The organism is Prosthecobacter gellanilyticus (genome assembly GCF_007992435.1).
Taxonomy (GTDB): domain Bacteria; phylum Verrucomicrobiota; class Verrucomicrobiia; order Verrucomicrobiales; family Verrucomicrobiaceae; genus Prosthecobacter; species Prosthecobacter gellanilyticus.
In genome coordinates this window covers 209085-222768 of record NZ_BKAG01000002.1, presented here as the reverse complement: position 1 = coordinate 222768, position 13684 = coordinate 209085, and the positions used below count along the sequence as shown (strand labels likewise).

Genomic DNA, 13684 nt, shown 5'->3' with positions numbered 1-13684 from the left:
GGGATTAAATGACGAAATCCGAAAAACGAATGACGAATGAATGACCAAAGGGCATGAGAGGCACGCTGAAGTGCCGAAGCGTCATTGGTGACTGGCCATTGGGGTTTAAGCCCGCTGTTCTCGGCACGAGATCATTTGCAATCCAATAGGTGAACTCATACTCACGCGGGTCTTTGAGGAACTGGAAGTGAAGGCGCATGAAAAGCGGTGGCTGCGGGCGCTTGTCGGCGTTCCAGGTGGTGAACCAACGCTTCTTTTCGACATCATAGAACTCCCAGCGGAACTCCTTGAGTCCGGTGAGCAAAGGTAGCTCGGCGAGCTGCGAGTAGGCATCCATGGCCGTGGGTTTCTCGAGACACTTGAGGTGGCGGACATGCAGGTCGAGTGCGCCTTTCTCGGCACCACGCACGAGGGCAAACTCCACGGCATCCGCCAGTCTCACTCGCTGAGTCCAAACGAAGGGCACCTGCCCTCCCTCGATGAGCAGATTGCCACCCGCACCGCGCTTGGCTTTTTCCAGACCGCAGTTGAAGCGGATGCCTGGAGGCAGGTTCTCGAGATAGTCACGCCACGCGGTCGTAAAGTTGGTCAGGCGGGTTTCAGAAATGCGCGCCTGGTTCATGGAAGTGCCGAGCTGGATGGCTCCGTTGGCCAGCGAGTAGATGCCGCCGATGATCAAGCCAATCAGGCCCATGGCGAGGAGGACCTCGATGAGGGTGAATCCGGAGTTATGGGAACGCAGGTGTCTCACCTGCGCCTGGCTAAGGGCTGGCGGGTGAGTAAACATAGGTTTCCATCTGGCGTTTCAGACTGTGCTTGGTGCCATCCGCCAGCCATGCCTCGGCACGGATTCGGAACATTTTGTCGAGCTCGGTCTTCTCCTGCGTGAACAGGCGGACCTTCTCGATGCTGGCGCTGGCGTCGATGCCATCGCCCGTCTTGGGAAAAGAAACGGAGCCGGGCTTCAACTCCGGCTGATGCGAGACTTCAGCGAGCACGGACTCCAGCACACGCAGCACCTGAGCCTCCTGACGCGAGCTCTTCGTGGTCCGCGCGATCTGGTCCAACGCCTTCGTCATGCCGACGGCAACCATGCTGAAGAGTGCCATCGCCATGAGGATCTCCAAAAGGGCGAAGCCCCGGTAGGGACGCGCTGCGTCGCGTCCGAAGTTGGAGAATGGAAGACGTGTTTTCATATCATCCATTCACAATGACACTGCGGCGGACAGCGCATCCCGTGAGAGGGTCAAACCCTAGCTCAATGGTTCCGCTGGAACTTGTTAGGCGAACCTCGATCGGCTCGCAGATGCCGGTGGGGCTGAACTCCCAGACCTCACCACGCTTGGCATTGCGAAAGGACTTGTCGCCCACACGCTTGATCTGCACACGACCACCTTCCTCACCACCGAGGCCGCCATCCAGGGCAAGCTCGATCAGGCGTTGGCTCATCACGGCCTCTTGAAGCGTCTGGCGGACCGTCATCTCGATCTCAGCGGCGGTGCGCTTGAGCCGCGCCTGATCCTGCATGCCCGTCACGGACAGTGTGGCAATGCCCAGCAGCAGCATGCACAAGCCCATGGCAATGCAGATCTCAACCAGCGTGAAACCAGAACGCCCACGGCTCAGATGAGTCGTGGGAGTCCAGATCTTCGTGCTGTCGCTAATCTTCATTTCTGAGGTTCGTCATTCGTGCTTCGGCCTTCGTCATTCAGCGAAGCGATCAAAGGTCCCAATTCCCGATGTCATCACCCGTGTCAGGCTGGCCATCAGGACCCGATGAGTAGACATCGAAGCCGCCTTTGTCCTTCGAGCCTGGACGGCGGTAGTGGTAGGGGTTGCCCCAGGAATCGAGGAGAGGCTTCTTGAGCTTGTTCGTCCAGTTTTGGGGGGCGGGACGTGAGGCAGGCTTCGTGACGAGAGCCATCAAACCTTGCTCGGTGGTCGGCAGGAAAGTGTTGTCCACTTCGTAGCCGCGCAGAGCTGCCGTGAGCGTGTTGAGATCCGCCTTGGCACGTGTGCGCTTGCCGGAACTGGTGACATCACCCAGCGAGTAGATGCCCGCACCGACGAGCAGCGCGATGATGCCGAGGACGAGCATGATCTCGACGAGGGTGAAGCCGCTGGAGCGGTGTGCATAAGGCAAAGAGCGAAGAGTATGAAGACCCTTCTTCGATGTCTTGTTCAGTGTCGTATGTTTCATGGAGGTGTGTGTTTGGCTGTTGGAGAAAGGGTGTGGCTACTTGCTGATGTTGCCGATGGTCTGGAAGATCGCGGTCATCATGAGGTAGGCCATGGTGCCGACAAGGCCGGCCATGAGGAAAACAATCGCTGGTTGGGCCAGCGCAGTGAGCTTTTCGATCTTCTTGCTGAGATCGCGATCAAAGCGCTCGGCTGCCTTCGCGAGAGCAGCGGACATGTCACCGGTCTGCTCGCCCACGTTCACCATGTCGAGCAGGAGCGGCGGAAAGAGACCGCTGCGATCAAGCGCACGTGAAAGGCTCATGCCTTCGGCCACGAGAGTCATCACACCGTCGAACTCGCGTTTGAAGTGCGGGTTCTCGATCGCCTGCTGCGTGAGCTGCATCGCATGAACCATTGGCAGGCCGTTGCCCAAAAGGTTGGCCATGGTCTCCAGCATCTGCACAAAGAAGCGAGTGCGCAGCACATCACCAAAGAGCGGCAGACGCAGCTTGAAGCGAGCCCATGGAATCTGGGATTCTGGACGCTTCAGGATCGCCTTGGCGACGATGATGAGGGCAACAATCGCCATGAGGATCATCCACCAGGTGCTCTTCAGCAGGTCACTGAGCTTCAGGATCATCTGCGCCGCGACTGGCAGAGTGCCACCCGTGCTATCCATCAGCTCCATGAGCTGCGGGATGAGATACACCACAAACAACAGCGTCACTGCGATGGCCGCTGTGACGAGGAAGGAAGGATAGATGAGCGCAAAGAGCACCTTGCTACGCAGTGCGGCGATGGAGCGCAGATAATCCACCTGACGCTTCAAGATGGCAGGCAGGCTTCCGCTGGCCTCGCCAGCATTCGCAAGCGCGCAGTAGAGACCACCGAAGCTCGGGCTCGTGGCCGCGATGGCTTTGGAGAAAGGCAGTCCATCACGCACCTTCGTGCGCAGGGCTGTGGCCAGCGTCTTCACACCGGAAAGCTCACGGCGACGCTCCATGGTGGCGAGCGCTGGCTCGAGCTGGATCCCCGCGCTGAGCAGGTCTGAAAGCTCTTCCGTGAACATCAGTATCTGCTGATTCTTCAGCTTGATGGGTCCCACAGGATTGGCAGCAGCCTCCACACGCGCCTTGGCCGCAGCTTTCACGGCCACGCCAGCGGCTCCGGATTGCTCCAGGCGGAAAGGGCTGAGACGCTTCTTGCTCAGCAGGCTCATGGCCTCGGCGCGATCCGCAGCACTCAGCTCACCGGTGATGACACCGGTGGGGCTATGGGCGCTGTAGGCGAAGGTGGGCATGACTCAGAAAAGAATGTTAGGCGGCATGTTTGAGCGGAACGGTCACGGCACGTGCAGGCACCACATCGTCAGCCTTCCGGTCCATGGCGGTGACGCTGAGCACTTCCTCGATGGTCGTATCTCCGGAGAGCACCTTCTGGAAGCCGTAGCCGCGCATCGGGATGAAGCCGTCCTGCATCGCCTGCTTGTGAAGTTCAGCGGGATGCGCACGGGTATTGACCAAGTGCTGGAGAGCATGTGTGACCAGCACCACCTCATAGATGGAGAGACGTCCCTGATAACCGCTGCCACGGCAGGCCTCGCAGCCATTGGCGCGCATGATACGGCCCGGCAGTCCCTGCGGGAAGTTGATGCTTTGCAGATAATCATCCTCCACCTCGGCAGGCAGCTTGCACAGCGGGCAGAGTTTCCTAACCAGACGTTGCGCAAAGAAGGCTCGGACAGCGCTGGAGACGAGGAAGGGCTCCACACCCATGTCCACGAGTCGTGTGATGCCGCCGATAGCGTCATTCGTATGCAGGGTGCTCAGCACCAGGTGACCTGTGAGCGCCGCTCGGATGGCGATCTCAGTCGTTTCCAGGTCGCGCATTTCCCCGATCATCACGACATTCGGGTCACCGCGGAGAATGCTGCGCAGGCCGGTGGCAAAGGTCAGGCCGATCTCCGGCTTCACGGCGATCTGCACAATGCCGGGCATCTTGTACTCCACCGGATCTTCGATGGTCACGATGCGGCGATGCGCCTGATTCAGTTCCGTGAGATAAGCGTAAAGAGTGGTGCTCTTACCACTACCTGTTGGACCCGTGATGAGGATGATTCCGTTGGGCAGCTTCAAAAGTTCATCGACGATCGGACGCACATTGTCCGTCATGCCGAGGCGGTCGATGGTCACCGCTTGCTGCGCCAGAAGACGGAGGCTGATGCTCTCGCCTTCCACACTCGGGATGGTGGCCACACGCACGTCGATGGGCAGGCCATCGAGCTCGAGATTGATACGACCATCCTGCGGCAGGCGCTTCTCAGCGATGTCCAGGCGCGCCATGATCTTGAGGCGCGCAATCACGCTGGACTGAAGTGATTTGATGTTCTCCGGCACCGCCAGTTCTTCGAGGCGACCATCAATGCGGTAGCGAATGCGCAGGCGGTCCTGCTGCGGCTCCACATGAATGTCGGTCGCACGCTGTTCCAGGCCACGACGCAGGATCTGGTTCACAAAGCGCACCACGCTGGCTTCCTCATCCTCAGGAGCATCCAGCACGGTCACTTCATCACCGAGTTCCTCGCTGCCCCAGTCAGCACGACCACGCAGGATCTTCTCAAAAGTATCCGCACCGAGGCCATAGAGCTTCTGCAAACCTTCCGCGATGCGTGTGCGCTGGCCCACATGCCAGATGATAGTATGCGGCACACTGGAGGCCACACGCTGATGCGTCACCAGGTTCAGCGGATCAAAGGTCGCGAGGTGCAGAAACGGTCCCGCATTGAGATCATTCGATTCCGGATCTGCCTCTTCAAATCTCACGGGCAGAATGCGATGACGCAGCGCGATCTCCGCAGGGAGATGACGGCGCAGAGACTGCTCCACTGGCTTGTCAGCACTGCCTTCCCACCATGGCAGGCTCAGCGTGTGAGCCACGGCCATGAGGAAGTCACGTTCGCGCACGCCTTCACACTCCAGCACCGCCTCGATAAAGGAGGTCTGGTCATAGCAGGCCTGCTCCACAGCCTCAGCGACCTGCGGGTGATCAGCGCAGCCAGCTTCAGCGAGCAGATTTTGGATCAAAGGCATCATGGACAGAACACAGACAACGGGTGTATTTCTTTTGATGGAAATTATGGATTATCATAGAAATAGCAAGTCTTAAATATATCTAAACCTTTTATACAGGCTTAAAATCAGGCTTGAGACTGCCTTCCTTGGCATTCCTGCCGCTTCGGCCATTCCCTCCCTTGCCTCCCGCCCCGCCGCCGTCATACTCGCGGTCCGCCTCTCCCCCACCCATGGCATCCCCTTTCCTCACCCAGGATTTCCACGTTCGCTGGTCCACGCTCGATCCCATTCATATCCAGGCAGACATCGGCCAGGCCCTGCAGGCCGCCGAAGCCGCGATCAATCGGGTGAGCGAGCAGGACCGCGGCAAGATGAACTTTGACAGCGTGGTGCTCGGCCTGGACGAGGCCACCCGCCCTCTGAATGAAAGCTGGGGTCTGGTGACGCATCTGGATTCCCTGTGCAATTCCCCCTCCCTGCGTGAGGCGCATCACGCCATGCTGCCGCAGGTCAGCTCCTTCTTTGCCAAGATCCCCCTCAATGACCATCTCTGGGATCTGCTGGAAACCTACAGCAAGACCCAGGAAGCCCGCGACCTCCCGCCCGTCAAGAAGCGCGCCCTGGACGAGACCATGGAAAGCTTCCGTCAGGCCGGTGCTGATCTGCCTCCAGATAAAAAGAAGCGCCTCGAAGAGCTCGAGTCCGAGCTCTCCCAGACCACGCAGAAGTATTCGGAGAACGTCCTCGACTCCACGAATGCCTGGGAGCTCATCATCACGGATCCAGCGCGCCTCCAGGGCCTGCCGCAGTCAGCCATCGATGCTGCCCGCGCCGATGCCGCCGCAAAGGGACTCGGCACCCCTGAGGAGCCGCAGTATCGCTTTACCCTGAAGGCCCCCTCCATGATCCCGGTCATGGAATATGCCGAGGACGAAAACCTCCGCCGCACCGTCTGGGAAGGCACCACGAACATTGGTCGCTCCGAGAAGTGGGATAACACCCAGCTCGTCTGGAAGATCCTGCGCCTGCGCCATGAGAAGGCTCAATTGTTAGGCAAAAAGGACTTCGCCGATCTCGTGCTCCAGCAGCGCATGGCCAAAAATGGTGCCACAGCCCTGGCTTTCATTGAAAACCTCCACGCCAAGATTGCCTCCGCCTTCCAGCGCGAGACCATCCAGCTTCAAGAATACAAGGCCGATCACGCCGCGCAAACACCAGATCTCCTGCAGCCTTGGGAAGTCGCTTTCTGGTCTGAGAGACAGCGGAAGACCGAGTATGATTTCGATGAAGAGGAACTGCGCCCCTACTTCCCTCTCAACCAGGTCTTGAAAGGCATGTTTGATCTCGCGGAGAAGGTCTTCGACCTCCGCATCACCCAGCGCCCCACCATCTTCGTGCCTGTGGGCCAGCCCAGCACGGCCTCCACCCGCTCCACGCAGGAAGGCCCGGTCGAGGTCTGGCATCCCGAAGTGAAGTTCTACGAGGTGCATAACGAAAAGAATGTCCACATCGGCTCCTTCTACGCCGACTGGCATCCGCGTGACTCCAAGCGTGGCGGTGCCTGGATGAACTACCTCCACATGGGAGCCCCGCCCTATGGCGAGCGCGACCGCCGCCTGCATCTGGGCTTGATCTGTGGCAACATGACCCCTCCCGTGGATGGCAAGGCCGCCCTGCTCACCCATGACGAGGTCTGCACCGTCTTCCATGAGTTCGGCCACCTGCTGCACCAGCTCTGCGGCAATGTCGAAATCCCCTCCCTCAATGGCGTTAGCGTTTATTGGGACTTCGTGGAGCTGCCCTCCCAGATCATGGAAAACTTCTGCTGGGAGCGCGAGAGCCTGGACCTCTTCGCCCGCCATCACGAGACCGGCGAGGCCATCCCTGCCAAGCTTTTCAAAAAGGTCATCGCCGCCAAAAACTATCGCAGCGCCAGCGACATCATGCGCCAGCTCAGCTTTGGCAAGCTCGACCTCGAGCTGCACATCCGCCACGCCACCACCGAGGGTGCGGACCTTGACCAGCTCAGCCGCCAGATCGTGGGAGACTACCTCATGCCGCTGAAGACCGAGAACCCCAGCATGGCCCGCCGCTTCGGTCATCTCTTCAGCAGCCCCGTCGGTTACGCCGCCGGCTACTACAGCTACAAATGGGCCGAGGTGCTCGATGCCGACGCCTTCACCCGCTTCCAGAAAGAAGGCGTCCTGAACAACAAAGTCGGCCGCGACTTCCGCGAAAAAATCCTGAGCAAAGGCAACAGCGAAGACCCCGCCAAACTCTTCCGCGACTTCATGGGCCGCGACCCCGAGCCGATGGCGTTGCTGGTTAGGGCGGGATTGGGGTGAATGTCGTGACCGAACTCACTTTACGACTCTGCTTCTCCCAAATAAATCCGATCAATGGGATTGCCATCGCAAGGAAACCCAAAGCGCCATAGCCGATGCTGGCAATGCCATGATGGATGCTCCCAAGGGCAAAGTTGATAACATAATATCCATTCAAAGCCGAATGCACCGCCAGTGTATAACCAGGCCGGATCAATGTGAAAATCAAGGCCACCGTGGAACTCAAAACCATGGGGTGAGGTAGTGCCCTCGACAGGTCGCTTTGCCAAAAGGAGACTGGACTCATGAAGAGGCTCCACCCAAGGACAATGCCAGCAACCCCAGCCCACCGAGAAGTCATGATCGTGAAAGGGAGTCCACCCACATATCGACAAAGAAGATAGATGACGAAAACGCCTCCGCTCAGGATATAGCAGTAAAAACCCGTGACAAAGTAAACGACATCCACAGCGGAGAGCAGGTAGTGGCCCAAGCCCTCGGATGGAACCGTCCATCCCAGGGACTCAATCAGACCTCTAGTATCGAGCGCCACATCACTCATCATGATGACGAGAGCTGAGAGACAACAAAGCAAGCCGGTCAAACAAAGCACCGCAACGCTTTTGCCCAGCCAACGAATTAGATTTCGAGCCCTCGTCATCCCTGGAGTTCACCAGGAATGCCAAATGAGGTCAAGCTGGCACAACCGGATCTCCTCCTTGCCTGCCCCCAGACTTGTCATGAGGATCTGCGAATGATCTGATTATTCGATGCCAGGGAAGGCTTCGCAGTACAGTCCCCTCCAGAAGCAAACCTCCCCATTCAAAGCTGGGAGCGGAAGGGCCTTGCCATCCACTCGCCGACCCGCTCTTTCAGCGGCCGCTTCTTGAAGTCTGCTTCCGTGTACGGCTTGGCGTGTTCCAAATCGCGCAGGAAGATCTTGTCCATCTCGCTGCCGAAGCCTTCGTCATAGATGCTGAGATCAATCTCATCATTAATCTGCGCGGACCGGGCATCGAGATTGGATGTTCCAAGGATGGAAAACATTCCGTCCACCACCATCGTTTTGGAGTGGATCATCGTGGGCTTGTATTCAGAGATTTTAACCCCGCCTTGGAGCAGCTCCTCATATTCTCCCCTGCCTGCGGATTTCGTCATCGGCTGGTCATTGTGGGGACCGGGCAGCAGTAGTTGCACATCGACCCCACGTTTCACGGCATCCGTCAGCAGTTCCACCTGACCCGCAGTCAGCGTGCAGTAAGGGTTGGTGATGTAGATGGTCTTCTCTGCAGCGGCAATGGCGATAGCCTGAATCAGCGGAATGGCCGCGACGGTAAACTCATCAGAAGTCGTCACCTGCGTTCTCAGGTTGCCAGCATCGGCCAGCACAGGAAAGTGCGCACTGCCTGTGAGTATCTCCTGAGTCTCGCCCAACCAATGTTGCTGAAAGGCACTTTGAAATTTGGCCACGACAGGACCTTCAATCTTGGCGTGAATATCGCGCCAGTGATCTTTATCCTCCGCGTTGCCGCGCCATTCATCCGCAAAGCCGATTCCGCCGGTGAAGGCCTCGCGGCCGTCCACCACCAGGATGCGGCGGTGCGTGCGGCGGTTGATGCGGTCGACCCTCAGTGCCCGGGTGGGGTGGTAATAAGCAAACTTGCAGCCCGCATCCTCCAACCGTTTCACATCCGAATTCTTTAAAGCGGTACCAGATCCAATACCGTCTAGCAACACCCGCACCTCCACCCCGCTTTGCGCGCGCTCACAAAAGGCGTTGATGAACCCATCAGCCACCTCGCCGGAATGAAAAAGAAACGCCTCAAAGTTGACCGTCTTTTTCGCCTCTCGAATCGCCTGCAGCATCACTGGAAAGGTCCCGACCCCGTTGTGCAGGATGGTGATCTTGTTGCCGACGATCGGCAGCGGATCGGCCGAAGCATGGGCAGAGCCGAAAAACTCCGGTGACCTCACGCTGAAGGAATGAGGTGGCCTGTATTCAATGACCTCGCGACGGACAAACAGGATATTGTAGATCACCAGCCCGGCAGCCACCAGCGCCAGCGTCTCCGCCCATCCCCGGACAGTCAGTGGGCCGACTTTCCGCGACAAAAAGCTAAAATATCTCTCTTTCCGAGTTCCGGTCTTCCCCACATGCCCCCTCTTCTCCGCTGTCTGCGTCCGTTTCTTGGGGCGGGGTCGCTTGGTGGATGGGCTGCCAGCAGACATCTACAATATATCGACTAAGGCACGCGGTTTGGCCTTGTCCGCCCTCACAGGCCCCGATGGTTCGTTTCCAAACCTCACCACTCTCGCAAGCGCGCCCACGACGAGCCCCTCACCAAAGTGGGGTGTCCGGAATGCTGAAAGAAGTCCTGGATCGTCGTTGATAGGAGCATGACGCGTTCCGTCCTCCCTTTTCTCCTCCTCACCACCCTCGCCCCCGCCCAGAATGACAGCGGGGGCAATGATGTCACGGACAAGCCCGTGGCCACGCCGGTCATTCAGTGGAAGTTCGATGATGCCAAGGAACCAGGACCGCGTGCGCCGACCTTTCCGGGCTTTGCCAAGGAGAACACGGCCATGCGCTTCACGGGCGATGGCAAAAAATCCTTCCTCAAGATCGACGACAAGGAAGAACTCCGCTTTGGCCTGAATGAGACCATCACGATCGAGGCATGGGTGAAGGCAGGCAGCGTCTCCGGCGCGCCTTACATCATCGGCAAAGGCCGTCTGGGCACGAAGGAGTTTGGTCAGAACAATCAGAACTACGCCTTCCGTCTGCAGGGCGACAAAGCGGGCGCGCAGATCGGCTTCCTCTTCCATAGCGCGGATGTCCCCGGCAAGAAGGGTGACTGGCATCGCTGGTGGTCGAAGAGCACGGTGCCGACGGCAGGCTGGCATCACGTCGCCGTCACCTACACTTTTGGTAAGGCCAAAAGCATCAAGGGCTACATTGATGGCACTGAAACCGACGGCACCTGGGATATGGGCGGCGAGACGGATCGCGCGCCCGTGACAGATGGTGATGCGGTGATGATCGGCACCGGCTCCACGCTGGCCGCCTCGCATTCCCTCAATGGCTGGGTCGATGATCTCACGATCTACCGCGGCCCCATCGATGTCGAAGCGCTGAAATCCGCCTATCGCTTTGTGCCGCCGCCACCTGCCATCACCAAGAAGCAGGTGCCAGCGGGTCGAGTGCTGGTGCAATTGGCCGAGGAAGGCATGCCGGATGCAAACTCCTGGCCGAGCGAAGATCCCAAGGTCGCTGAAACCTACACCGAAGACGTCTTCGGCTTCTTTGACGTGCCGCAGAAGTATGTGGAGACGGGCATCCGTGGTGAGCGTCATGTGCCCTTCCTGCTGCGCGCCGCCGCCAGCGTGACCTTCCCGAAAGGCAAGCACCGCCTCCTGCTGCGTGCTCGCGGAGCCACGAACCTCTACATCGATGGCAAGACCATCCTGAACACGCCTTTCCCGCCGAATGACAGTGATGGTCACCACCTCGTGGCCGATCAGAAAGGTTACCTCGACCTCGGCCCTGATTTCCGTTTCGCGCCTCCCGGCAACCGCGAATCGTGGTGCGAGATCGAAGGCACCGGCAAGCCGCAGTTCATCGTGCTCGAGACCCTCGTGGGCAGCTACACCGGCAAAAGCGTGCGCCGTCCGGAGCTTGGTGAAACCGTCGTCGCCTGGTCGAAAGAAGGCACGGAGACCTGGAGCCTCATCACTCCCGGCAAACGTGAAGTGGCCTACAATGATGCTGGCTGGGCTGCCTATGAGAAAGAGCGCGCTCCTGTCTATGAGGCGATGAACATCAAAAAGCGAGCCGAGCTGCGTGCGAAGTCTAACACCTATTGGAACAAGCGCCGCGAAGCCGCCAAGACATGGCTGGCCAAGGCCGAGCCTATGGCCGTGCCAGAAGTCGCCGCCGATTTCCCGGTGAACAATGAGATCGACCGCTTCATCGGCGCGAAGATTGCCAGTGTCAGCGCCCAGAGCGCGAAGAAGGGCAGCGTGGACTATTTTAAGCAGATCCAGCCTCTCCTCGAAGCCAAGTGCACGGAGTGCCATCGCGGGACCAAGGCCAAAGGCGGCCTGCGTCTCGACTCCTTCGCGGATGCACTGAAAGGCGGCAAATCCGATGGCGCGGCCATCGATCCTGGCAAGCCGGACCACAGCGCCCTCATCGCCCGGATCATGACGGATGATGAAGACTCCATCATGCCTCCGAAGGGCAAACCACTAACCAAAGATGAGATCACCTTGCTCACGACTTGGGTCAAAGAAGGTGCCAACTGGCCCGAGATCCAGGCGGATCATCTCACGCTCACCCCGTTGACGGATGACCTCACCTTCCTGCGTCGTGCGACTCTCGATACCCTCGGCGTGGTGCCTTCTCTGGAGGAGATCGAAGCCTTCCAGAAGAACCCGGATCGCAAGGCTGCTATTGATCGCCTGCTCGCTGACTCACGCTGGGCGGACAACTGGATGGGCTACTGGCAGGATGTGCTGGCGGAAAATCCGAACATGCTCAATCCCACGCTGAACAACACCGGCCCCTTTCGCTGGTGGATCTATGAATCTTTGAAGGACAACAAGCCCATGGACCTCTTCGTGACCGAGCTTCTGCGCATGAAGGGAAGCGAGCGTCTCGGTGGCCCCGCAGGTTTCGGCCTCGCCTCACAGAATGACGTGCCCATGGCTGCCAAGGGCACCATCGTCAGCACCGCCTTCCTCGGTGTGGAGATGAAGTGCGCCCGCTGCCATGACTCACCGACTCATAAGTCGCTGCAGCAGGATCTCTTTGAGCTCGCCGCCATGCTCGGCCAGAAGGAGATCGCTGTACCCAAGACCAGCAGCGTGCCGATGGACAAGATCCATGCTGGTGGCCGCAAACCTCTGATCCAGGTCACCCTCCAGCCCGGCACCAAGGTGCAGCCGAAGTGGCCCTTCGTCGAATTCTGCGATGAATCCGCCGCTGCGCTCGCGGAAGACTCCAAAGACAGCCGCGATGTGCTCGCTGCAATGATCACCGCACCGCAGAACGAGCGTTTTGCCCAGGTCATCGCGAACCGCGTGTGGGCACGCTTCATGGGCCGCGGCATCGTGGAGCCTGTGGAAGACTGGGAGAAGGGCAAGCCCACGCATCCAGAGCTGGTGAAGTGGCTTGGCCGTCAGCTGGTGAGCAGTGGTTATGATGTGAAGGCCCTGGCACGTCTCATTCTGAACAGCCAGGCCTATCAGCGCTCCACCGACAGCACGCTGAAGCAGACCAGCCCGCTCTACACCTCCCCTGCCCCGCGCCGTCTTTATGCCGAGCAGATCGTGGACAGCCTCTTCGCCGCCACTGGCAAGCCCTTCCGCACCGAGGAAGTCTGCCTGGACATCGACAACCAGCGCGACCTGAAGAACAGCATCACGCTCGGCAAGCCTTACCGCTCCTGGATGCTCACCAGCACCAGCAATGAGCGCGACCGCCCCAGCCTCGCTCTTCCACGCATCCAGGCCGTGACGGACGTGCTCGGCGCCTTCGGCTGGCGCGGTTCCCGGCAGGATCCGATCAGCAAGCGCGACAACGATCCGAACGTGCTTCAGCCTGCCATCCTCAGCAATGGCACCGTCGGCGTCTGGCTCACTCGCATGAGCGATGACCACGGCATCACGCAGCTTGCCCTTCAAGAGCAGTCATTCGACGCCTTCCTTGACCAGCTCTTCTTGAAACTGCTCACCCGCAAGCCCACCGCCCAGGAGCGCGAACTCTACACCAAGCATCTCAGTGAAGGCTTTGAGCATCGTATCATCCCAGCGTCCGAGATCAATGCCTCCGTACCTACCACCCGCGCCCCGGAAAAATACGTGAGCTGGTCTAACCATCTAGATGGCGAAGCTACCACCGTGCGTCTGGAGCAGGAGAAAGCCTCCCGCCGTGGCGAGCCTCCGACCCAGAAGCTGAACGCCCAATGGCGCGGCCGCATGGAAGACGTGCTCTGGGCCATCCTGAACGCCCCCGAGTGGGCCTTCAGCCCGTAATCAGCTCCTTCAATCCCCCCCCCGGAATACCCAGGGCGAGGCCGGTTCATACCGCCTCGCCCTTTTTTATGT

10 protein-coding genes are annotated in these 13684 nt (G+C 59.2%); 2 read left to right on the top strand and 8 right to left on the bottom strand.

The window, feature by feature from the left end:
- Positions 1-4: 4 nt before the first annotated feature.
- Genes BGE01nite_RS02315 through BGE01nite_RS02290 form a run of 6 tightly spaced genes read right to left on the bottom strand, consistent with a single transcriptional unit; the run spans position 5 to position 5273 of the window.
- The gene (locus tag BGE01nite_RS02315; RefSeq protein WP_146848645.1) at positions 5-787 is read right to left on the bottom strand and encodes a type IV pilus modification PilV family protein; all 783 of its coding nucleotides are present in this window, start codon (positions 785-787) and stop codon (positions 5-7) included.
- The gene (locus BGE01nite_RS02310) at positions 762-1196 is read right to left on the bottom strand and encodes a PulJ/GspJ family protein (RefSeq protein WP_170266533.1); all 435 of its coding nucleotides are present in this window, start codon (positions 1194-1196) and stop codon (positions 762-764) included. The genes BGE01nite_RS02315 and BGE01nite_RS02310 overlap by 26 nt, the downstream gene beginning before the upstream one ends.
- Position 1197: 1 nt before the next feature.
- On the bottom strand, positions 1198-1671 hold the full coding sequence (locus tag BGE01nite_RS02305) for a hypothetical protein (protein WP_146848643.1): 474 nt from the start codon (positions 1669-1671) through the stop codon (positions 1198-1200).
- A gap of 49 nt (positions 1672-1720) precedes the next feature.
- Positions 1721-2200, bottom strand: coding sequence for a type II secretion system major pseudopilin GspG (gspG, locus tag BGE01nite_RS02300; protein ID WP_146848642.1), 480 nt, complete (start codon positions 2198-2200; stop codon positions 1721-1723).
- A gap of 36 nt (positions 2201-2236) precedes the next feature.
- Positions 2237-3481: a type II secretion system F family protein gene (locus BGE01nite_RS02295; protein ID WP_146848641.1), complete on the bottom strand. Its 1245-nt coding sequence runs from the start codon at positions 3479-3481 to the stop codon at positions 2237-2239.
- Positions 3482-3497: 16 nt separating this feature from the next.
- A complete protein-coding gene (locus BGE01nite_RS02290; protein WP_246145647.1) occupies positions 3498-5273 on the bottom strand; it encodes a GspE/PulE family protein in 1776 nt (591 codons plus the stop codon).
- A gap of 209 nt (positions 5274-5482) precedes the next feature.
- On the opposite strand from BGE01nite_RS02290, the gene BGE01nite_RS02285 reads away from it, so the two are divergent.
- Positions 5483-7597, top strand: coding sequence for a M3 family metallopeptidase (locus tag BGE01nite_RS02285; RefSeq protein ID WP_146848640.1), 2115 nt, complete (start codon positions 5483-5485; stop codon positions 7595-7597).
- Here the strand turns inward: BGE01nite_RS02285 and BGE01nite_RS02280 are convergent.
- Both BGE01nite_RS02280 and BGE01nite_RS02275 read right to left on the bottom strand, forming a co-directional pair.
- Positions 7578-8141: a hypothetical protein gene (locus BGE01nite_RS02280; RefSeq protein WP_146848639.1), complete on the bottom strand. Its 564-nt coding sequence runs from the start codon at positions 8139-8141 to the stop codon at positions 7578-7580. The two genes, BGE01nite_RS02285 and BGE01nite_RS02280, sit on opposite strands and share 20 nt — an antisense overlap.
- A 257-nt stretch (positions 8142-8398) precedes the next feature.
- Entirely contained in the window at positions 8399-9688 is a 1290-nt protein-coding gene (locus tag BGE01nite_RS02275; RefSeq protein ID WP_170266532.1) for a phospholipase D-like domain-containing protein, read from the bottom strand.
- Between the two features lie 285 nt (positions 9689-9973).
- Here BGE01nite_RS02275 and BGE01nite_RS02265 point away from each other — a divergent pair, with 285 nt between their 5' ends.
- On the top strand, positions 9974-13612 hold the full coding sequence (locus BGE01nite_RS02265; protein ID WP_218032876.1) for a DUF1553 domain-containing protein: 3639 nt from the start codon (positions 9974-9976) through the stop codon (positions 13610-13612).
- Positions 13613-13684 lie beyond the last annotated feature (72 nt).